This is a genomic window from Streptomyces sp. NPDC001732, assembly GCF_053596315.1.
Window position 1 is genome coordinate 494773 of sequence record NZ_JBSFFY010000001.1, and the last position, 22865, is coordinate 517637.

Annotated in this window: 13 protein-coding genes and 1 pseudogene; 10 read left to right on the forward strand and 4 right to left on the reverse strand. The window is 71.8% G+C overall.

Annotated elements, in window-relative coordinates:
- Positions 1-84 precede the first annotated feature (84 nt).
- The 8 genes from ACWCXX_RS02080 (at position 85) to ACWCXX_RS02115 (ending at position 16059) form a co-directional block, all read left to right on the forward strand.
- On the forward strand, positions 85-1359 hold the full coding sequence (locus tag ACWCXX_RS02080; protein WP_451123294.1) for an extracellular solute-binding protein: 1275 nt from the start codon (positions 85-87) through the stop codon (positions 1357-1359).
- 19 nt (positions 1360-1378) lie between these two features.
- Positions 1379-2395 (forward strand): carbohydrate ABC transporter permease, encoded by a 1017-nt coding sequence (locus ACWCXX_RS02085; RefSeq protein WP_451123296.1) that lies wholly within the window; start codon positions 1379-1381, stop codon positions 2393-2395.
- Entirely contained in the window at positions 2392-3282 is an 891-nt protein-coding gene (locus ACWCXX_RS02090) for a sugar ABC transporter permease (protein WP_451123298.1), read from the forward strand. Before ACWCXX_RS02085 ends, ACWCXX_RS02090 begins: the two co-directional genes overlap by 4 nt.
- 180 nt (positions 3283-3462) lie before the next feature.
- Positions 3463-5190, forward strand: coding sequence for a glycoside hydrolase family 13 protein (locus ACWCXX_RS02095; RefSeq protein ID WP_451123300.1), 1728 nt, complete (start codon positions 3463-3465; stop codon positions 5188-5190).
- The gene (locus ACWCXX_RS02100) at positions 5175-6230 is read left to right on the forward strand and encodes a LacI family DNA-binding transcriptional regulator (protein WP_451123302.1); all 1056 of its coding nucleotides are present in this window, start codon (positions 5175-5177) and stop codon (positions 6228-6230) included. Before ACWCXX_RS02095 ends, ACWCXX_RS02100 begins: the two co-directional genes overlap by 16 nt.
- Before the next feature lie 501 nt (positions 6231-6731).
- Complete coding sequence (locus tag ACWCXX_RS02105) at positions 6732-8426, forward strand: carbohydrate-binding module family 20 domain-containing protein (RefSeq protein WP_451123304.1); 1695 nt, start codon at positions 6732-6734, stop codon at positions 8424-8426.
- 95 nt (positions 8427-8521) lie between these two features.
- Entirely contained in the window at positions 8522-13837 is a 5316-nt protein-coding gene (gene pulA / locus ACWCXX_RS02110) for a pullulanase-type alpha-1,6-glucosidase (protein WP_451123306.1), read from the forward strand.
- 191 nt (positions 13838-14028) lie between these two features.
- Positions 14029-16059, forward strand: coding sequence for an ATP-binding protein (locus ACWCXX_RS02115; protein WP_451123308.1), 2031 nt, complete (start codon positions 14029-14031; stop codon positions 16057-16059).
- A 69-nt stretch (positions 16060-16128) separates the two neighbouring features.
- Here the strand turns inward: ACWCXX_RS02115 and ACWCXX_RS02120 are convergent, their stop codons facing one another.
- The 4 genes from ACWCXX_RS02120 to ACWCXX_RS02135 all read right to left on the reverse strand — a co-directional run bounded on the left by ACWCXX_RS02120 (position 16129) and on the right by ACWCXX_RS02135 (position 20967).
- On the reverse strand, positions 16129-16851 hold the full coding sequence (locus tag ACWCXX_RS02120; RefSeq protein WP_451123310.1) for a TetR/AcrR family transcriptional regulator: 723 nt from the start codon (positions 16849-16851) through the stop codon (positions 16129-16131).
- Between the two features lie 62 nt (positions 16852-16913).
- Positions 16914-17996: a PDR/VanB family oxidoreductase gene (locus tag ACWCXX_RS02125; protein ID WP_451123312.1), complete on the reverse strand. Its 1083-nt coding sequence runs from the start codon at positions 17994-17996 to the stop codon at positions 16914-16916.
- Positions 17997-17998: 2 nt separating this feature from the next.
- Positions 17999-18904 carry a metal-dependent hydrolase gene (locus tag ACWCXX_RS02130; protein WP_451123314.1) on the reverse strand — a complete coding sequence of 302 codons (906 nt, stop codon included), beginning with the start codon at positions 18902-18904 and terminating at the stop codon, positions 17999-18001.
- A gap of 122 nt (positions 18905-19026) precedes the next feature.
- On the reverse strand, positions 19027-20967 hold the full coding sequence (locus ACWCXX_RS02135; protein ID WP_451123572.1) for a hypothetical protein: 1941 nt from the start codon (positions 20965-20967) through the stop codon (positions 19027-19029).
- Positions 20968-21413: 446 nt separating this feature from the next.
- Here ACWCXX_RS02135 and ACWCXX_RS02140 point away from each other — a divergent pair, with 446 nt between their 5' ends.
- Entirely contained in the window at positions 21414-22130 is a 717-nt protein-coding gene (locus ACWCXX_RS02140) for an AfsR/SARP family transcriptional regulator (RefSeq protein WP_451123316.1), read from the forward strand.
- 105 nt (positions 22131-22235) lie between these two features.
- Positions 22236-22865, forward strand: a pseudogene (locus tag ACWCXX_RS02145) (hypothetical protein); the annotation flags it as partial.

Consider the following 22865-nt stretch of genomic DNA (forward strand, 5'->3'; position numbering starts at 1 on the left):
ACTCTTTCGGCGTTCTTTCATCCTTGTTACTTTCTCGTCGACCCGGCGCCGCGACGGAGCGGTACGGAAGTTGAAGGAGTTCAGATGCGACGTGGCATAACGGCCACCGCCCTGGTCGCGGCCCTGGCGCTCGCGGCGACCGCCTGCGGCAGCGACGACAGCGAGTCCAACGGCGCGAAGGGCTCGGGCGAGCTCTCCGGCACCGTGACGTGGTGGGACACCTCCACCGCGGGCAGTGAGGACAAGGTCTTCAAGAAGATCGCCGAGGACTTCACCAAGAAGCACCCGAAGGTCAAGATCAAGTACGTCAACGTGCCCTTCGGCGACGCGCAGAACAAGTTCAAGAACGCGGCCCAGTCCGGCTCCGACGCCCCCGACGTCATCCGCTCCGAGGTCGCCTGGACCCCCGAGTTCGCCGACCTCGGCTACCTGGCCCCGCTCGACGGCACCGCCGCGCTGAAGAACCCGGGCGACTTCCTCAAGCAGGCCGCCGCGTCCACCAAGTACAAGGACAAGACGTACGCGGTGCCGCAGGTCATCGACTCCATGGGCGTCTTCTACAACAAGAAGATCTTCAAGGAGGCCGGCGTCGAGGTCCCCGAGACCGTCGCCGACCTGAAGGCCGTCTCCAAGAAGATCAAGGAAAAGACCGGCAAGACCGGCATGTACCTGCGCGGCGACGACGCGTACTGGTTCCTCTCCTTCCTGTACGGCGAGGGCGGCGACATGGTCGACGCCTCCACCAAGTCCGTCACCATCGACAGCCCCGCGGGCGTCAAGGCGATGAAGGTCGTCAAGGACCTCGTGGACTCCGGCGCCGCCAAGACCGACGCCACGGACGGCTGGGAGAACATGCAGGCGTCCTTCAAGGACGGCAAGGTCGCCATGATGATCAACGGCCCGTGGGCCGTCGCCGACACCTACGCCGGCAAGGAGTTCAAGGACAAGGCCAACCTGGGCATCGCCCCGGTCCCGGCCGGCTCCGCCGCGCAGGGCGCCCCGCAGGGCGGTCACAACCTCGCCGTCTACGCGGGCTCCAAGAACCTGGACGCCTCCTACGCCTTCGTCGAGTACATGACGTCCACGGAGACCCAGGCCAAGGTCACCAAGGAGCTGAGCCTCCTGCCGACCCGCACCTCCTCCTACGCCAGCCAGGACGTCGTCGACAACGAGATCGTCGGCTTCTTCAAGCCCGTCGTCGAGACCGCCGTCGAGCGCCCCTGGATCCCGGAGACCGGCAGCCTCTTCGCCCCGCTCGTCACCGAGTACACCAAGGTCCTCACCGGTCAGACCACGCCGGAGAAGGCCACGAAGACGACCGGCGACTCCTACCGCAAGCTCCTCAAGGGCTGGAAGTAACAGGAAGGCAGGCCGGCTGATGGCTGTCCACACCGGCCAGTCGGTGGCGAAGGCCGCGGGCGACGACGTCGCCCGCGGCCGGAGCCGCGGTACTGGCACCCCCACGCCGCCGGGCAGGCTCCGGCGGGCACTGTCGACCCACTGGTACGCCTGGACCATGGTCGCCCCGGTCGTCCTCGTGATCGGCGTGATCATCGGCTATCCGCTGGTCCGCGGCATCTACCTCTCGATGACCGACGCCAACGAGCGCAACGTCGAGCGGTCCATCGGTGTCAACCACATGCCCGCCACGTACGAGTTCGTGGGCCTGGACAACTACACCGACGCCCTCACCGGCGACCAGTTCCTCGGCACGCTCGGCTGGACCCTGGTGTGGACGGTCTCCTGCGTGGCCATCACCTTCTGCCTGGGCATGGCCCTCGCCAACATCCTCAACCGCCGCATCGCCGGCCGCTCCGCGTACCGGATGGCGCTCATCCTGCCCTGGGCCATCCCCGGTTTCGTCTCCGTCTTCGCCTGGCGCTTCCTCTACAACGAGGACCGCGGGCTGCTCAACAAGCTCCTCTCCGGCGGCGGGATCGACGGCATCCCGTGGCTGAACGACCCCACCTGGGCGAAGTTCTCCGTCATCGCCGTCAACGTCTGGCTCGGCGTGCCGTTCATGATGGTCGCCCTGCTCGGCGGGCTCCAGTCGATCCCCAGCGAGCACTACGAGGCCGCGGAGATGGACGGTGCCACCGCCTGGCAGCGGTTCCGCCACATCACGCTCCCCGGACTGCGGCCGGTCTCCACCACGGTGATCCTGCTCTCCACCATCTGGACCTTCAACATGTTCCCGGTGATCTTCCTGCTCACCCGCGGCGGACCCGGTGAGGCCACCCAGATCCTGGTCACCCAGGCGTACAAGTTCTCCTTCGAGATCAGCCCGCGCGACTTCGCGCAGTCCTCCACCTGGGGCGTACTGATCCTCGTACTCCTGCTGATCTTCGCCGCCGTGTACCGGCGAGTCCTGCGCACCCAGGGAGACGACTGGTGACCACCGCCCCCGCCCCCACCGCCCCGAAGAGCTCCGCGCGCAAGGCCGGGAAGGTCCGGCTGCGCGGCGATCGTTCGCCGATCGCCTCCGCCGGGCTGCACCTCACGCTCCTCGTCGCGTCCGTGATCGCCGTCTTCCCCGTGCTGTGGGTCCTGCTCACCTCGCTGAAGCCCGCCGCGTACGCGACCACCACGGACTTCTTCAAAGAGACGACGTTCGAGAACTACACGAACCTGATCCAGAACACGAAGTTCCTCACCTGGTTCGGCAACTCCCTGCTCATCGCGGGACTCACCACGCTCCTCGGCGTCATCGTCTCCGCCTCCACCGGCTACGCCGTCAGCCGCTTCCGCTTCCCCGGCAAGCGCGGGCTGATGTGGACGCTGCTGGTCACCCAGATGTTCCCGGTCGCCGTCCTCATCGTGCCGATCTACAACATCATGGCGGGCATGGGGCTGCTGAACCAGCCCGCCGGCCTCGTCATCACCTACCTCACCATCTCGGTGCCGTTCTGCGCCTGGATGATGAAGGGCTTCTTCGACACCATCCCGCGCGAGATCGACGAGTCGGGCCAGGTCGACGGGCTCACCCCGTTCGGCACGTTCTGGCGGCTCGTCCTGCCGCTCGCCAAGCCCGGCCTCGCCGTCACCGCCTTCTACTCCTTCATCACCGCGTGGGGCGAGGTGGCGTACGCCTCCGCCTTCATGGTCGGCGAGGACAACCTCACCCTCGCGGGCGGGCTGCAGCTCTTCGTCAACCAGTACGGGGCCCAGTGGGGGCCGATGACCGCCGCTTCCGTGCTCATCGCGATACCCGCGGCCCTGGTCTTCCTCTTCGCCCAGCGCCACCTGGTCACCGGCATGTCCGCCGGAGCCGTCAAGGGCTGAGAGCCTGCCGCACCACCCGCACCACCCGCACGCACCAGTCACGGCGGCCGCCGGTACCCCGGGGACCCCCTCCCCACCGCGACCGACCCGCTCCGGCACGGGCCACCCCCGCACCCGGACGGCGTCGGTACCGCGACCGGGTCCCGGCGCCGCTCCCCACCCAGACACCCCAGGGACGACATGACCCAGCACCTCGCTGCCCCCTCCACCGGCACGTCCGCCGACGCTCCGGCCCACCAGACCGGCTGGTGGCAGGACGCGGTGATCTACCAGGTCTACCCACGGAGCTTCGCCGACGGCAACGGCGACGGCATGGGCGATCTCGCAGGCGTACGCGGCAGACTCCCGTACCTCAAGGACCTCGGTGTGGACGCGGTCTGGCTCAGCCCGTTCTACGCGTCGCCGCAGGCCGACGCGGGCTACGACGTCGCCGACTACCGTGACATCGACCCGATGTTCGGCACCCTGATGGACGCCGACGGGCTGATCCGGGACGCCCACGAGCTGGGCCTGCGGATCATCGTGGACCTGGTGCCCAACCACTCCTCGGACCGGCACGAGTGGTTCCGCCGTGCCCTCGCCGAGGGCCCCGGCTCCGCCCTGCGCGAGCGCTACCACTTCCGTCCCGGCAAGGGGGAGAACGGCGAACTGCCGCCCAACGACTGGGAGTCCGTCTTCGGCGGCCCCGCCTGGACCCGGACCACCGACCCGGACGGCACCCCCGGCGACTGGTACCTCCACCTCTTCGCGCCCGAGCAGCCCGACTTCAACTGGGAACACCCGGCCGTCGCCGACGAGTTCCGCTCCATCCTGCGCTTCTGGCTCGACATGGGCGTCGACGGCTTCCGGGTCGACGTCGCCCACGGCCTGGTCAAGGCCGAGGGCCTGCCCGACCTCGGCAGCCGCGACCAGCTCAAGCTGCTCGGCAACGACGTCATGCCGTTCTTCGACCAGGACGGGGTGCACGAGATCTACCGCTCCTGGCGCACCATCCTTGACGAGTACCCCGAGAAGAAGGGGCCCGAAGGCCCTTCGTCGGAAGGGCGGTGGTGGGCGACGGGCGGGCGGATCCTCGTCGCCGAGGCGTGGACCCCCACCGTCGAGCGCACCGCCAACTACGTGCGCCCCGACGAGATGCACCAGGCGTTCAACTTCCAGTACCTCTCCACCGCCTGGGACGCCGCCGACCTCCGCGAGGTCATCGACTCCTCGCTCGACGCGATGCGCCCGGTCGGCGCCCCCACCACCTGGGTGCTCTCCAACCACGACGTGACCCGGCACGCCACCCGGTTCGCCAACCCGCCCGGCCTCGGCACCCAGATCCGCACCCCCGGCGACCGCGAGCTGGGCCTGCGCCGGGCCCGCGCCGCCACCCTGCTGATGCTGGCCCTGCCCGGTTCCGCCTACGTCTACCAGGGCGAGGAGCTCGGCCTGCCCGACGTCACCGACCTGCCCGACGAGGTCCGTCAGGACCCCTCGTTCTTCCGCGCCGAGGGCCAGGACGGCTTCCGCGACGGCTGCCGGGTGCCGATCCCGTGGACCCGCGACGGCAGCTCGTACGGCTTCGGCGACGGCGGCAGCTGGCTGCCCCAGCCCGACGTCTGGGGCGAGCTGAGCGTCCAGGCGCAGACCGGTGTGCCCGGCTCCACGCTGGAGCTGTACCGGGCCGCGATCGCCGCCCGCCGGGCGCACCCGGGGCTCGGCGCCGGAACCTCGGTGGAGTGGCTGGAGGCCCCCGAGGGGGTGCTGGCCCTCGCCCGCCCCGGCTTCGTCTGCACCGTCAACACGACCGGCCGGCCGGTGCGTGTCCCCGCGCACGGCACCGTCCTGCTGTCCAGCGGCCCGGTCGTCACCGACGGCGCCGAGATCGAGCTGCCCGCGGACACCACGGTGTGGTGGACGGTGTGACGGTTCCCCTGCCCCGGACCGGTGCGCCGAGGCTCTCGGACATCGCCGGCCAGGCAGCGGTCAGCGAGGCGACCGTCAGCCGGGTGCTCAACGGGAAGCCGGGCGTCTCGGAGGCCACCCGGCAGCGGGTGCTCGCGGCCCTGGACGTCCTGGGCTACGAACGGCCCGTACGGCTGCGGCAGCGCAGCGCCGGGCTGATCGGGCTGGTGACGCCCGAACTCATCAACCCGATCTTCCCGGCGTTCGCGCAGTCCGTCGAGCAGGTGCTGGCGGGGCACGGCTACACGCCGGTGCTCTGCACCCAGCTGCCCGGCGGGGCCACCGAGGACGAACTCGTCGAGCAGCTCGTCGAGCGCGGCGTCGGCGGGATCGTCTTCCTCTCCGGGCTGCACGCCGACATGTCGGCCGACCCGTCCAGGTACGCCGCGCTCACCGAGCGCGGTGTGCCGTTCGTCCTGATCAACGGCTACAACGAGCGGATCAGCGCGCCGTTCGTCTCGCCCGACGACTCCGCCGCCGTGCGGATGGCCGTCGGGCACCTCGCCGACCTCGGCCACAGCAGGGTCGGGCTGGCGATCGGGCCGCAGCGCTACGTGCCCTCCCGCCGCAAGCGCGAGGGCTTCGTCGAGGCCGCCGTGAAGCTGCTGGGCATGGACCGCGCGGAGGCCGAACTCCTGGTCTGCTCCACGTTGTTCAGCGTCGAGGGCGGTCAGGTCGCGGCCGGGGCGCTGCTCGACCGGGGGTGCACGGGCATCGTCTGCGGCAGCGATCTGATGGCGTTGGGCGTGGTGCGCGCGGCCCGGGAACGCGGGCTGGACGTGCCGCGCGACGTGTCGGTGGTGGGGTTCGACGACTCGCAGCTGATTGCGTTCACCGATCCGCCGCTGACGACGGTGCGTCAGCCCGTGCAGGCGATGGCCGCGGCGGCGGTGGGGGCCCTGCTGGAGGAGATAGGCGGCAGTCCGGTGCAGCGCACGGAGTACGTGTTCCAGCCGGAGCTGGTGGTGCGCGGGTCCACCGCGGCGGTCCGGGAGACCTGAGAGGGCCGCGCCGGGCGCTTTGCGGGCGGGGCCCCGGGGCGGCCTTCGGGACAGGTGGCGGGACGGGCCCCGGGAGAGGGCGCGGGGCGGGCGTCGGGGGGCCTCGGGGCGGGGCCGAGAAGAGGCACCAGGAGTCGGCCCTGGATGGGCCGGCGGGGAGTGCGACTCCGGGTGCCTCTCTTGGCCCTGACCGGCCCGGCCGGCCGGGCGCGTGGGGCCCACGGGATCGCCGGAGCCCCCGGCCGACCGGACCGGAGCTGGGGGAAATGTAACAGCGCTGCAATGTCTTGCGTAAGTCCTTGCAGGAAGAAAACTGCCGTATTTCCTGGATGTGACTGGACGGTGTCCAAAGGGTTGACCGGGGACGGGCGGGCTCGTACGGTCTGCGTCCAGCAGGTTTTGCATTCTTGCAGCAAGAATATTCAGGAGCCTTGACGGCAGGGCGCGTTGTCACATGAGGCTGCACCGTCACCCGCTTTTCCCCCCACAGCAGGAGGAAACATGGCACGCAGAGCACTGTCCGCAGCGCTCGCCCTGACCGCAGGCGCCGCCGCTCTCGTGATCCCCACCACGAACGCCCAGGCCTCCGCCCCCGGTGACAAGGACGTCACCGCCGTTCTCTTCGAGTGGAAGTTCGACTCCGTCGCCAGGGCGTGCACCGACACCCTCGGCCCCGCCGGCTACGGCTACGTCCAGGTCTCGCCGCCCCAGGAGCACATCCAGGGCAGCCAGTGGTGGACCTCGTACCAGCCGGTCGGCTACAGGATCGCCGGGCGGCTCGGTGACCGCGCCTCCTTCGCGGCCATGGTCAAGGCCTGCCACGGTGCGGGCGTCAAGGTCGTCGCCGACTCCGTCATCAACCACATGTCGGCGGGCTCGGGCACCGGCACCGGCGGCTCCTCGTACACCAAGTACGACTACCCCGGCGTGTACTCCGCGGCCGACATGAACGACTGCACGGCGCAGATCAGCAACTACCAGGACCGCGCCAACGTCCAGAACTGCGAACTCGTGGGCCTGGCCGACCTGGACACCGGCGAGGACTACGTCCGCGGCAGGATCGCCGCCTACCTCGACGACCTGCGCTCCCTCGGCGTGGACGGCTTCCGCATCGACGCCGCCAAGCACATGCCCGCCGCCGACCTGGCGAACATCAAGTCGCGGATGGCCGACCCGGGCGTCTACTGGAAGCAGGAGGCGATATACGGCGCGGGCGAGGCCGTCCAGCCCGACGAGTACACCGGCACCGGGGACGTCCAGGAGTTCCGGTACGCCCGCGGCCTCAAGCAGGTCTTCAACAACGAGAACCTCGCCCACCTGAAGAACTACGGCGAGGGCTGGGGCTTCATGCCCTCCTCGAAGGCCGCCGTCTTCGTCGACAACCACGACACCGAGCGCGGCGGCGACACCCTGAACTACAAGGACGGCGCCAACTACACCCTCGCCAGTGTCTTCATGCTGGCCTGGCCGTACGGCTCGCCCGACGTCCACTCCGGCTACGAGTGGTCCGACAAGGACGCGGGCCCGCCCAACGGCGGCACCGTGAACGCCTGTTACAGCGACGGTTGGAAGTGCCAGCACGCCTGGCGCGAGATCTCCTCCATGGTCGGCTTCCGCAACACCGCGCGCGGCCAGGCCGTCACCGACTGGTGGGACAACGGCGGCGACCAGATCGCCTTCGGCCGCGGCGCCAGGGCGTACGTCGCGATCAACCACGAGAGCTCCGCGCTGACCCGCACCTTCCAGACCTCGCTGCCCGCCGGCGACTACTGCGACGTCCAGTCCGGCAGGGGCGTCAGGGTGAACGGCTCCGGGCAGTTCACCGCGACGCTCGGCGCGAACACCGCCGTCGCCCTGCACATCGGCGCACGCACCTGCACCGGCAGCGGCGGGACCGGACAGTCCGGCGCGTCCTTCGGCGTCAGCGCCACCACCCAGCCCGGCCAGAACATCCACGTCACCGGCAACCAGGCCGCCCTCGGCAACTGGAACCCCGCCTCCGCGCCGAAGCTCGACCCGGCCGCGTACCCCGTCTGGAAGCTCGACGTCGCGCTGCCCGCCGGAACGGCGTTCGAGTACAAGTACGTCCGCAAGGACGCGGGCGGCAACGTCACCTGGGAGAGCGGCGCCAACCGCACCGCCACCGTGCCCTCCTCCGGCACCGTCGCCCTGACCGCCGACGTCTGGCGCAGCTGACCTCACCGAACGGGGTGGGCCGGGGCCGCGCCCGACGCGGCCCCGGCCCACCCCGCTGAACCACCCGTCCCTGAAAGCCCGAGGAGAACCCGCCCGTGTCCCGAACCATCCTGAGGCGGGGAGCCGTCGCCGCGCTGTGCGCGGCGCTGCTGCCCGTCGTGCCGGCGGCCTCCGCGTCCGCCGCGCCCAGACCCCCGTCCCCGCACTCGGACACGAAGCTCGCCGCCGAACCGGCCCGCCACGACCTGACGCGCGAGCAGTTCTACTTCGTCCTGCCCGACCGGTTCGCCGACGGCGACGCCTCCAACAACCGCGGCGGACTCACCGGTTCGCGTCTGGAGACCGGCTACGACCCCACGGACAAGGGCTTCTACCAGGGCGGCGACCTCAAGGGCCTGACCGACCGGCTCGACTACATCAAGGGCCTGGGCACCACCGCCATCTGGCTCGCCCCGATCTTCAAGAACCGCCCCGTCCAGGGCACCGGCAAGGACGCATCGGCCGGCTACCACGGCTACTGGATCACCGACTTCACCCAGGTCGACCCGCACTTCGGCACCAACGCCGACCTGTCGAAGCTGATCGACAGGGCCCACGCCAAGGGCATGAAGGTCTTCTTCGACGTCATCACCAACCACACCGCCGACACCGTCGACTACGCCGAGAAGGCCTACGGCTACCGGCCCAAGGGCGCCTACCCGTACCTGGACCGCGACGGCCGCCCCTTCGACGACGCCAAGGGCATGGCGAAGGCGGACGCGGACTCGTTCCCGTACACCCCGAAGAACACCGGGCAGAAGGTCCCCGCCTGGCTCAACGACCCGACGATGTACCACAACCGGGGCGACTCCACCTACGCCGGCGAGTCCACCACCTACGGCGACTTCTCCGGCCTCGACGACCTGTGGACCGAACGTCCCGAGGTCGTCTCCGGCATGGCGAAGATCTACGAGAAGTGGGTCCGCGACTTCGACATCGACGGCTTCCGCATCGACACCGTCAAACACGTCGACCTGGACTTCTGGACCCAGTGGGCCACTGCCCTCGACACCTACGCGGCCGAGCGCGGGCGCGAGGACTTCTTCATGTTCGGCGAGGTCTACTCCGCCGACACCGCCGTCACCTCGCCCTACGTCACCCGGGGCCGGCTCGACGCCACGCTCGACTTCCCGTTCCAGGAGGCGGCCCGCCAGTACGCCTCGCAGGGCGCCCCGGCCACGAAGCTCTCCACGGTGTTCGGCGACGACTACCGCTACACCACCGACAAGGCCAACGCCTACGAGCAGGTGACCTTCCTCGGCAACCACGACATGGGCCGCATCGGGACGTTCCTCAAGCAGGACAACCCGAAGGCCGACGACGCCGAACTCCTCGACCGGGCCCGCCTCGCCAACGAACTGATGTTCCTCGGCCGCGGCAACCCCGTCGTCTACTACGGCGACGAACAGGGCTTCACCGGCGCGGGCGGCGACAAGGACGCCCGGCAGACGATGTTCGCCTCGAAGACCGCCGACTACCTCGACGACGACGAGCTGGGCACCGACCGCACCCACGCCTCCGACGCGTACGACACGAAGCACCCCCTGTACCGGAACATTGCCGCGCTCTCCGAACTCACCCGGAAGAACCCGGCCCTGCGCGACGGCGTCCAGACCGAGCGGTACGCCGAAGGCCCCGTGTACGCCTTCTCCCGCACGGCCCCCGAGAAGCCGCACGAGTACCTCGTCGCCACCAACAACGGCACCGTCCCGCGCACCGTCGAACTGCCCACCGCCTCCGCGAACACGGACTTCCGCACCCTGTACGGCGGTTCGGGCACCATACGCAGCGACGCCGACAAGAAGATCACCGTCACCGTGCCCGCCCTTTCCAGCGTCGTGCTGCGGGCCGGGAAGGCGATGGACGACCCGGCCACCAGGCCCTCGATCACCCTGAAGGCCCCGGCCGCCGGAGCCACCGGCACCGTCGAGATCTCCGCCGACGTGGACGGCGGACAGCTCAACCGCGTCGTGTTCGCCGCGCAGACCGGCAACGGCAAGTGGGTCACGCTCGGCTCCGCCGACCACGCCCCGTACAAGGTCACCCAGCACCTCGACGACAAGGTGAAGGCCGGTACGCCGCTGCGCTACAAGGCCGTCGTCGTCGACCGCACCGGACGCACCGCGAGCGCCCTCGCCTCGACGACCGCCGGACAGGCACCCCCCGAGCCGAAGCCCGTGGCCGTCGAACGCGACTACGCCGTCGTCCACTACAAGCGCGCCGACGGCGACTACGACGGCTGGAAGCTCCGCTCCGGCGACACCGTGGCCGGCTTCACCGGACGCGACGCCTACGGTGCGTTCGCCTGGGTCGAGCTCGACGAGGGCGCCTCCACCCTCCCGTACACCGTCGAGAAGGACGGCACCGCCGACGGGCCGCAGCGCACCGTCGACCTCGCCAGGACCGGAGAGGTCTGGATCGAGCAGGGCAAGGACGGCCAGGCCGACGAGGCCCCCGACGGCGCCCGCCCGCCGCAGGACACCACCAGGGCCGTCCTGCACTACTACCGGGCCGACGGCGACTACGACGGCTGGGGACTGCACACCTGGACCGGCGCCGAGAACCCCACCGACTGGGCCAAGCCGCTCCAGCCGGTGAAGAAGGACGCCTCCGGCGCCACCTTCGAGGTACCGCTCGCCGAGGGCGCCACCTCGCTCAGCTACATCCTGCACAAGGGCGACGAGAAGGACCTCCCCAGCGACCAGTCGCTCGACCTCGCCACCTACGGCCACGAGGTCTGGCTGCTCGGCGGAACCCCCGGCTACCTGCTGCCCCAGGCAGGCGGCGTGCCCACCCCGGACCTCACCAGGGCCGAGGCACAGTGGATCGACGCCGACACCGTCGTGTGGAAGGTCAAGGCCACCGGCGCCACCAGCCAGCAGCTCGTCTACACCGAGAACGGCTCCATTTCCGTCGCCGACGGGGCACTGACCGACGAGGGGCAGTGGCTGCGGCTCACCCCGTCCGCGCTCACCGACGCGCAGAAGGCGAAGTACCCGCACCTCAAGGACTACCCGGCGTTCACCGTCGACGCCCGGGACCGGGACCGCGTCCGCGAGGCGCTGCGCGGTCAGCTGATCGCCACCCAGCGCGCCGCCAACGGCGCCCTGCTCGCCGCCACCGGGGTGCAGAGCGCCGGAGTCCTCGACGACCTGTACGGGAAGAACGCGGCCGACGCCGCGCTCGGCCCGGTCTTCGACGCCAAGGGCCGCCCCACCCTGTCCGTGTGGGCCCCCACTGCCCGCACCGTCGCCCTCGAACTCGACGGCCGCACCCTGCCGATGCGCCGCGACGACCGCACCGGCGTCTGGTCCGCCACCGGCACGAAGGGGTGGACCGGCAAGCCCTACCGCTACCTGGTGGACGTCTGGGCGCCCACCGTCCAGAAGTTCGTCACCAACAAGGTCACCGACCCCTACTCCACCGCACTGACCACCGACTCCGCGCGCAGCCTCGTCGTCGACCTCGACGCCCCGGAGCTCGCCCCGAAGGGCTGGTCCGGGCTGAGGAAGCCCGCCGCCGCCCCGCTGCGCGACGCCCGGATCCAGGAGCTGCACATCCGCGACTTCTCGATCGCGGACCGCACCTCGAAGCACCCCGGCGAATACCTCGCCTTCACCGACACCGGCTCCGACGGGATGAAGCACCTCAAGAAGCTCGCCGACGCCGGAACGAACTACGTCCACCTGCTGCCCGCCTTCGACATCGGCACCGTCCCCGAGAAGAAGTCCGCACAGCAGAAGCCCGCCTGCGACCTGTCGGTCCCCGCCCCCGACTCCGAGGAGCAGCAGGCGTGCGTGGCGAAGGCCGCCGCCAAGGACGGGTTCAACTGGGGCTACGACCCGCTGCACTACACCGTCCCGGAGGGCTCCTACGCCTCCGACCCCGAGGGCACCCGCCGCACCGTCGAGTTCCGGCAGATGGTGCAGGGCCTCAACGGCGCGGGGCTGCGGACCGTCATGGACGTCGTCTACAACCACACCGTCGCCGCCGGCCAGAACGACAAGTCCGTGCTCGACCGGATCGTGCCCGGCTACTACCAGCGGCTCCTGGAGGACGGCACCGTCGCCACCTCCACCTGCTGCGCCAACACCGCGCCCGAGAACACCATGATGGGCAAGCTCGTCGTGGACTCGGTCGTCACCTGGGCCAAGGAGTACAAGGTCGACGGCTTCCGCTTCGACCTGATGGGTCACCACCCCAGGGCCAACATCCTCGCCGTGCGCAAGGCGCTCGACGCACTGACCGTGGCGAAGGACGGCGTCGACGGGAAGAAGATCGTCCTGTACGGGGAGGGCTGGAACTTCGGCGAGATCGCCGACGACGCCCGCTTCGTCCAGGCCACCCAGAAGAACATGGCCGGCACCGGCATCGCCACCTTCTCCGACCGGGCCCGCGACGCCGTGCGCGGCGGCGGCCCGTTCGACGAGGACCCCGGCGTGCAGGGCTTCGCCAGCGGCCTGTACACCGACCCCAACACCTCTCCCGCCAACGGCACGAAGGCCGAGCAGAAGGCCCGGCTGCTGCACTACCAGGACCTGATCAAGGTCGGGCTCACCGGCAACCTCGCCGACTACACCTTCACCGACTCCTCCGGCCGCACGGTCAAGGGCTCCGGGGTCGACTACAACGGCGCACCCGCCGGATACGCCGCGGCCCCCGGCGACGCCCTCGCCTACGCCGACGCCCACGACAACGAGTCGCTGTACGACGCGCTCGCCTTCAAGCTCCCGGCGGGCACATCGGCGGCCGACCGGGCCCGCATGCAGGTCCTGGCGATGGCGACGACCGCCCTCTCCCAGGGCCCCGCGCTCTCCCAGGCGGGCAGCGACCTGCTGCGCTCCAAGTCCCTGGACCGCAACTCCTACGACAGCGGCGACTGGTTCAACGCCCTGCACTGGGACTGCCGCGACGGCAACGGCTTCGGCCGCGGACTGCCCCCGGCCGCCGACAACCGGTCCAAGTGGTCCTACGGGAAGCCGCTGCTGGCCGACGCGGCGCTCCGGCCCGGCTGCGCGCAGATCGACGGCGCGTCCGCCGCGTACCGGGACCTGCTCACCATCCGCTCCACCGAGCGGGACTTCTCCCTCGCCACCACCGGGCAGGTGCAGTCCGCCCTGTCCTTCCCGCTCTCCGGGAAGGACGAGACCCCCGGCGTGATCACCATGCGGCTCGGGAAGCTGGTGGTCGTCCTCAACGCGGCCCCCGGCACCGCGACGCAGAAGGTCGCCGAACTGGCGGGGAAGTCCTACGCACTGCACCCCGTCCAAGCCAAAGGCGCAGATTCTACCGTCAAGAAGTCCATGTATGAGGGGAATTCAGGAACTTTCACCGTACCGGGACGCACTGTGGCGGTGTTCGTCCTGAGTTGAGCCCCGACGGGGCTAGGTTGGGAGGCAGCAGCCGTCGGGGAATGCCGCAGCACCGCATCCCCGGCGCGCCCTCCCACCTCCCGGCCGGTCCCGGCCCCTCTCCGGTACGGCACAGGCGTCCCCGCACGCGCGTGCCGCTCCGGAAGCAGGGGCCGGAACCGGCCGGTCCACCTGTTTCAGCGACGGTGACCATGGCGAGCAACATCCCCGAGGAGACGACGAGCTTTGTCGGACGGAAAGCGGAACTTGCCCGGCTCGAACACACCCTCGCCACGCACCGGCTGACCACGCTCACCGGCAGCGGCGGTGTCGGCAAGACCAGGCTCGCGGTCCGCGCGGCCCGACAGGCGGCGGCCGGACACCGCGACGGCGCGTGGTGGGCCGACCTGGCACCGCTCCACGACGACGGACTGCTCATCGCGACCGTCTCCGACGCGGTCGGGCTCTCCGACCACACCCTGCGCATGCCCATCGACGCGCTGTGCGAATGGCTGGTCGACAAGGAGATGCTGCTGGTCCTCGACTCGTGCGAGCACCTGCGCCCCGCGTGCGCGCACCTGCTCGGAGAGATCCTCACCACCTCGCCCGGCCTCACCGTGCTGGCCACCAGCCGACAGCCGCTGGGCCTGAAGGGCGAGCGGATCGTCGAGGTGCAGCCGCTGCCCGTCGAGGGCGACGCACTGGCCCTGTTCCGCGACCGGGCGGCCACCACGGCCCCCCACCTCGTCCTCGACACCCCGGGCAACGCCGCCGCGGCCACCGAGATCTGCCGCCGCCTCGAAGGCATCCCGCTCGCCATCGAACTCGCGGCGGGCGCCCTCGGCAAGGGCACCGTCGAACAGATCGCCGCCCGGATCGGCACCCGCTTCGACGTACCGTCCGACCCGTCCCTCCGGGCGCCGCGCCACCGCACCCTGCGCACCACCATCGGCTGGAGCCACGAGCTGTGCACCCCGCTGGAACGGCTGCTCTGGGCCCGGCTGACCGTGCTGCGCGGCGACTTCGACGAGGCCGCGGCCCGCGAGGTCTGCGCCGAGGGACCGCTCACCCCGGACGGGGTGGGCGAGGCGCTGGCCGGGCTGGTCGCCAAGTCCGTCGTCGGGCGGGACGGCCCCCGCCACCGGATGCTCGACACCATCCGCGAGTACGGCCGGATGTGGCTCGCCGAACTCGGCGAGGAACGGGCCGCCGCCGACCGGCACGCCGCCTGCTTCCTGGGCCTGGCCCGCGAGGCCCACGCGGGCTGGACCGGCGACGACCAGATCACCTGGTACCACCGCATCGCCGACGCGCACGCCGACCTGTGCGCCGCCCTGGACCACCTGCTGGCCCACGACGCCCCGGCCGCCCAGGAGATGGCGGGCCGGATCGGCTTCTTCTGGTGCTGCTGCGGCCATCTGCCGCAGACCCGCGAGTACGCGCAGCGCGCCCTGGACACCGGACCGTCCGAGGGTCCCCACCGCACCCGCGTCCTGTGGGTGCTGGGCATGACCGTCATGCTCCAGGGCGACTACCCGACCGCCCGCCGCCTGGGCCGGGAGTGCACCAGGGAGGCCGCCCGCGACGGCACCGACGAGGGCATCCTCGCCGCCGCCTACCTGTGCGCCCTCACCGACCTGATGACCGGCCGGCCCGGGGCGGGCCTGCGCCAGATCGACCGGGTGCTGCGCGTCACCGGCTTCGCCACCCGGCTCGAAGCCGCCTACCGGCTGCGCTGCCACCTCATCACGGTCTTCGCCCTGACCAGCCTCGGCCGGCTGGACGAGGCGGCCGAGGCGGCCACCAACCTGCGCGCGGTCTGCGTGGCCCAGGACGAGTGCTGGACCCGCAGCTACGTCGACTACCAGCTCGCCCTGATCGCCCTGCTGCGGGGCGAGGCCGAGACGTCCGCCGCCCACGCCCGCTCCATGCTCGCGGGCAAGCACCGCCTCCGCGACCGCTTCGGCATCGCACTCGGGCTGGACATCCTGGCCGCGGCGATCGCCGCCCAGGGCGCGGGTGCCCGCGCCGCCCGGGTCTACGGCACGGGACAGGTCTACTGGCACATGGTCGGCCACCCGCAGCGCGGCACCCCGGAGCTGGCCCCGGTGCGCGAGGCGTGCGAACGCCAGGCCCGCGCTGCCGTCGGCGACGCCGCCTACCAGCGCGCCTTCGAACGGGGCCGGTCGGACAACGCGGAAGTGGGGCTGGCGGCCGCGCTCCAGGCCGAACTGCTCAGCTGAGGACCGCCCGCGCGCCCCGCCCGGCGGGCCGGACCCCGTACCACCGGGGGCACCGGCCCGTACCGCCGCTCACGGACGGCGCTGCGCGGGAACGGCCGGCACGGCGGGGGCCAGGGCGGAGAGCCGCTCCAGCAGATCCCCGAACGGCCCGTCCGCCGGCTCCTGCCCGAGCACCCGCAGCACGATGCCCGCCATCTCCGTGTTGTACGCGGCACTCACCGCGGCCAGCGCCGCGAAGTCGTGCACCAGCTGGACCTCCAGCTCCTCGCGCGGAATCCGCCGTCCGTCCAGCCAGATCAGCGCCGTCGACTCGGCCAGCGACACCCACGACCGCACGACCAACTCCAGCCGCGCCGGGGGATCCTCGACCCCGAGGTGGGCCAGGATCTGCTCGCACGCGGCCTGCCGCACCCCGTGGATCATCGCGTTCGCCGTCGAGGAACCCACCGCGGGGCCGCCCCGCATCAGCGCCGAGAACCCCGGACCGTGCTCGTCGACGAAGTCGAAGAACCGTCCCATCACCCGCAACAGCCGCTCCCCGAGCGGGCCTTCGCGCGGCTCCACGAACCGCGCCGCCAACTCGTCGGCCGCCCGCCGCAGCGCCGCCTCGTACAGGCTCTGCTTCCCCGGGAAGTAGTGGTAGACCAGCGGCCGCGAGATGCCCGCGGCGGCCGCGATCTCGTCGATCGACACCTCGTCGGGGGCGCGGTGACTGAACAACTCCAGCGCGACACCGATCAGCTGCTGCCTGCGCTCCTCGACGCCCATCCTGCGCCGCACCCCGGTCGTCATGGTGGACAGGGTACCGAGTGGGACGGTGGGGGAGGGGCGGCGGGCCACCGCCACGGCCGCCCCTACAGATCCAGCACGAGCCGCTCGCCCCGGCACCGCGACACGCAGATCAGCATCGTGTCGTCCCGTTCCGAGTCGGTCAGGAGCTCGTCGCGGTGGTCGATCTCGCCCTCCAGGACGCGCTGTTGGCACGTTCCGCAGAAGCCCTGTTCGCAGGAGTACGAGACGTACGGCACCTCCTCGCGCACCGCCGTCAGCACCGACTGGTCCGCCGCCACTCGCACGGTGCGGCCGGAGCGGCGCAGTTCGACCTCGAAGGGGCCGGACCCGGCCGACGACGCGGTCGCCGCCGTGAAGCGCTCCAGGTGCAGGGTGCGGCCGGGCGGGAGGGCGGCGGCGACCGCGTCCATCAGGGGCTCGGGTCCGCAGCAGTAGACGGCGGTGCCCTCCGCGGTGGCCGCCAGGGCCGCGGCGGTGTCCGGGCGGCCCGCCTCGTCCTCGGGCACGACCGTCACCCGGCCGCCCTCCGCGCCCAGCTTCTCGATCTCGTCCAGGAACGGCATCGAGGCGCGCGACCGGCCCCCGTACAGCAGCCGCCAGTCGGCGCCCGAGGCGGCCACGGCGCGCAGCATCGGCAGCACCGGGGTGATGCCGATGCCGCCCACGACGAAGAGGTACGCGGGGGCCTCGACGAGGGGGAACCGGTTGCGGGGGGCGTGGATCTCCACCTCCACGCCCTCGTGCAGCTGCGCGTGGACCTCGCGGGAGCCGCCCCGGCCGTCCTCGACCAGCCGCGTCGCGACGGTGTACGTGTCGGGCTCGGCCGGGTCCCCGCACAGGGAGTACTGGCGGACCAGGCCGGAGGGCAGCACGAGGTCGAGGTGCGCGCCGGGCTGCCAGGCGGGCAACGAGGAGCCCTCCAGGCGCAGTCGGACGACTCCCTCGGCGGGCGTGGTCCGCTCGGTGACCAGCACCCGGCGGGTGGCCGCGGAACGCCGTTCGGAGCGGCCCGAGACCGGTTCCTCCAGGGCCGGCAGGGGCCACAGCGGGGAGTCCTGGATGCGGCGGTGCAGGGCCCGCTTCGCCAGCAGCGCGGCACCGGTGACCAGGACGACGGTGCGCAGGCGGGGCAGGGGGAGCGGCATGGTCAGCGGGTTCCCGTCGTACGGGCCTCGGCGGCCGTGGCCGCGGGCGACTGGGCGAGGTAGGCGATGGCCTGGGCCGTGCTGCCCTCCTGCGAGGGGTGGTAGTCGCGGCTCAGATAGCGGGGCACGGAACGCAGCAGGTCACCGGTGGCGGGCAGGGTGCCGCGCCGGCCGCTCAGATAGAACTCCTTGAACGACCCCTTGCCGTTCAGCAGGGACGGATCGTTCTCCATGAAGAAGCGGATGCCGCGCTGCCAGAGGAAGACCAGTGCGCTGAACGCCGCAGCCCAGGTGCGGGCCCGCCGCCGGTAGCTGCCGTCGACGTGCATGAACACCTCGAACGCGACCGAGCGGTGCTCGACCTCCTCCGCGCCGTGCCAGCGCAGCAGGTCCAGCATCATCGGGTCGGCGCCGCGCCGGTCCAACTCGTCGGCGTTCAGCACCCAGTCGCCGAGGAAGGCGGTGTAGTGCTCGATCGCCGCGATCAGCGCCACCCGCTCCAGCAGCCACCACTTGCGGGCCTTCCCCGGCGGCAGCGTCCGGTCGCCGAGCAGCTTCTCGAAGAACCAGTCGACCTGCGCGGTGTACGGCGTCGGGTCGAGCCCGAGCTCCTTCAGCCGGGGCAGGACGTCGTCGTGCGCCTGGGAGTGCACGGCCTCCTGGCCGATGAACCCGATGACGTCCTGGCGCAACCGCTCGTCGTGGATGTACGGCAGCACCTGCCGGTACACGTGGATGAACCAGCGTTCCCCGGCGGGGAGCAGGAGGTGGAGCACGTTGATGGTGTGCGTGGTGAAGGGGTCGCCCGGCACCCAGTGCAGCGGTGTCTTCTCCCAGGCGAAGGAGACCTTGCGGGCCTTGAGCGGCGTCCGCTCCGAAACGACCGGCGTCGGCTGCGTGTTAGACATGGCGTCAATGTACTGAGGGGTAAGCCGGGAGAACAGGGGTGGGCGGCGATTTCCTGACCCCGCCCCGGCCGGTTCCCGGGGTTCCGGTCGACCGGTTCCCGGGATTCCGCCCGGTCGGGGCGTCATCGCAGGGCTCCCACCCGGCTGCCGTCGGCCAGCGTGCCGTTCAGTCGCGCCCGGTCACCGGCCCCGGCGGGCACGGCGAGCAGTCGGCCCCGGGACCGCCCCGTCACCCCGCCCGAGGTGGCCAGCGAGGTGAACTGCCCGCTGCCCGCGGCCAGTACGTACCAGTGGCCGGCCTGCGACTTCCACAGCACCCCGGCCAGCACCCGGGGGTCGCGCGGCCCGCAGGCCGGGGAGTCCTCGGCCCTGGCCGCGACCGCTCCCGGCGGGCCGCCCGTCGCGACGGACGGCGCCGACGGGGCGTGGAACTGGGCGAGGATCCGGCTGCCGGTGCCCCGCCAGGTCTCCGCCCTGGTGCAGAGCCAGCGCGCGGAGCCGTCGCCCTCGGGCAGCGTCTGCTCGGCGTACTGCCAGGAGTTCACCGACCGCACCCCGTGCGAGCGCAGCTCGGGCAGCAGACAGGCGGTCCGCACCCAGGCGTCCCGCTCGGCCCGCCCGGAGACGTCGTGCGGCGCGGTCGGCGGACCCGAGGTCAGCCGGGCGGGGACCAGTTCGCCGAGGTCCGTCATCAGCCGGGTCGCGGGGCCGTCCCGGATCTCGATCGCGCTCCAGGCGCGGCAGTCGCGGGTGGTCGCCGGCGCGGCCGGCGCGGTGACCGTGCCGTCGGGGGAACGGGGCAGCGAGCGCGGCGCCTCGTCCGGCGTCAGCAGGTCCCGTATCCGGATTCCGGCCGCCCAGGGCGCGGTGAGGTAGCGGACGCGGTCGCCCGCGCGCTCCACGACCACGGCACCGGCCGCGGCGGCGTCCGCCCCGTCGACCCGGGCGAAGTCGAGCACGACCTCCCCGTCCGGGCCGCCGCGACGGGGCTCCGCGTACCGCACGACGCGCAGTCCGTCGTGGAGGAGCACCACCGCGGCCCGGTCCGTCCCGCCCGCGTACAGCAGTTGCGGCGCACCCGCCGGAGGCCCGACGGGGGTGCCCGGGGTCGCCGAGACGCGCACCCCGTCGCCGGGCCGGGCCCACGCGGCGAGCGCGCGGCGCAGCAGGGCGGTGTCCCCGGTGCGGTCGCCGCGGGTGGGCCAGGAGCTGAAGTCGGTACGGGACGAGCGCTGCCAGAACATCGCGGACACGCGCCGCAGCCCGGCGGGGTCCAGCAACTGCCCGGCGTCGTCGGGGGAGTGCTCCGGACCGGCCGTGACGGCGCGTTCCCAGCCCCCGTCCGCCGGTCCCAGCAGTGCCCCGCACACCAGCAGCGCCGCGACGGCCGTCAGGACCGCCCGCGCGCGCCGCCGACGGTGCAGCAGGTCCGGCGGCCGGGCCTGGAGCGAACAGGGGTCGAACTGCGGGGAGTCGAGGAGCGCGCCCGGCGCGGGGACGCCGTCCGCCTCCGCGAGCGCCGCGTGCGGGTCGGCCACCCCGGCACCGGCGAGCACCCGCCGCACCTCCGCGTCGGCCAGCCGCTCCAGGGCGCGCAGGGCGAGGGCGGCGCGGCCGGGACCGGAGAGCGAGGACAGGGCGCCCTCCAGGGCGAGCCCTTCGGCCCCGCCCGAGTGCGGGAACAGTCGCAGCCCCCACACGACCGGCAGGAGCGACGGCCGCCGGACGCGGCCGGCCCGGCGCCGCGGCCGGCCCGCTTCCAGGGCCGCGCGCAGCACTCGTCCACGGGCGTCCGCGTAGGCCGGGTCCACCGTCGCCGCGCCGCCGGGCCTGCGCGGCGACGGGACGCCGCCCGCGGCCCCGCCCCCCGTGCGGTGCCCCGACAGCAGGCACCGCTGGGCCAGGGCGTGCGCCTCCAGCACCCGGTGGTGGCTGCCGGGCGACGGCGGCAGCACGAGATAGCAGAGCCGGACCAGCCGCGGATAGTGCTCGACGAGCACGGCCCCGGCCTGTTCCCCGTCGGCCGGGGCGGCTGCGGAAGGTACTTCTGGCAGTGGACGCACGTTCAACAGAACGAGCGAATCGTGCGACGGTCACCCCGGCCCGCTCGCGGGAGACGCAACGGACCGCCGCCTCACCGCAGTTGACACCCGCTGAATCCGGCCGTGCCGCGCGGTCCGCTCCGGCCGCCCGTCGCGCTCACGAAGACCCCGCATCCTGCGCCGTCGCCGTCCCCGACACCGTGGCCGCCGTCCGCCGGTTCGACCGGTGCGCCATACCGCGAAAGTCCGGCCGAAGGGCACCGGTCCTCGGCCCGGATCGGGGCAATTCGACATCTTCTGGGAGGTAGAGCAGCATTGCTATGCGGGAGGTGTACAGATCGCCGACCCCAGCAGTGACGGCGCGGCCGATCGACGGGCGCCGGGCAGAGCGACCCCTACGCGATCACAAAGCCATGAGCTCATATGATCTCGCTTTCTCTCCGCCGCCCACCAGCGTCGGGCCGTCCGTGAGCATCTCTCTTCTCGGCGGTTTCGACATCGTGGTCGGTGACGAACCGGTGACCGTCCCGGTCGGCTCGAAGCGACTGTTGGCATTTATCGTGCTACAGTACCGCGCTGCCGTCCCTCGGGCTCTGGTTGCCGGGAGCCTCTGGCCCGAGGCGCCCGAGCAAGGTGCGAACACGAACCTGCGATCGGCGTTGTCACGCCTCCAGGGCCTCGGGAAGCAGGCACTGAACATCTGCCCCGCCGAGTTGCGTCTCGCGCGGGAGGTCACGGTCGACCTGTTCCGGGCTCGGTCGTTGGCCCAGCGCATACTCGATCCCCATGTCCCGGCCGAGGAACTCGCCCTCGACGCGGCGGCCGTCGACCAGCTGTCCGCCGATCTGCTGCCCGGCTGGTACGACGAGTGGGTGTTGCCGGAGGCGGAGCAGTGGCGGCAGCTTCGACTCCATGCGCTTGAGGCACTGACGGGAACTTTCATCGCTTTGAAGGAATTCGCCTGGGCCGTGACGGCCGCCCATGCGGCCGTGCAAGCGGATCCACTGCGGGAGAGCAGCCAGGCTTCACTGATCCGCGCCCACCTGGCGGAGGACAACAGGTCCGAGGCGCTGTGCGACTTCGAACGCTACGAGCAGCACCTCCGCGACGAGCTGGGACTCCGCCCCACACCGCGGCTGCGTCGGCTGGTGTCCGAACTGCAGCAGTCGCGCCCCGGTAAGTAGCGGATCCCCATAGCCGTGGATTCCCGTAGCCGCAAGTTCCCGTTACGGACCTCGTCATCACCGTGACCTCGTCATCGTCGTGTCGGGTCGTGCACCGGTCACGCCGTGAGCGAATTCCCGGAGCTGGTGAACCCGCCACTGTCCAGTGGCGGGTTCGCGCTACCGAGTTCGGTCGGCAGGCTTGGCGCGGTCAGCACGCGACAGAGGTCACGTCTGGGCGCCTTGTTGGAGGACGTTGCCGGTTTCGGGTCCGGTCTGGGCGCCCTGTTGGAGGACGTTGCCGGTTTCGGGTCCGGTCTGGGCGCCTTGCTGGAGGACGTTGCCGGTTTCGGGTCCGGTCTGGGCGCCTTGCTGGAGGACGTTGCCGCTGCCGGGTCCGGTTTGCGCGCCTTGCTGGAGGACGTTGCCGCTGCCGGGTCCGGTCTGGGCGCCTTGCTGGAGGACGTTGCCGGTGCCGCCGGTCTGCGCGCCCTGTTGGAGGACGTTGCCGCTGCCGGGTCCGGTCTGGGCGCCTTGCTGGAGGACGTTGCCGCTGCCGGGTCCGGTCTGGGCACCCTGTTGGAGCACATTGCCACGGCCGGGTCCGGTCTGGGCACCCTGTTGGAGGACGTTGCCACGGCCGGGTCCGGTTTGCGCGCCCTGTTGGAGGACGTTGCCACGGCCGGGTCCGGTTTGCGCGCCCTGTTGGAGGACGTTGCCACGGCCGGGTCCGGTTTGCGCGCCCTGTTGGAGGAC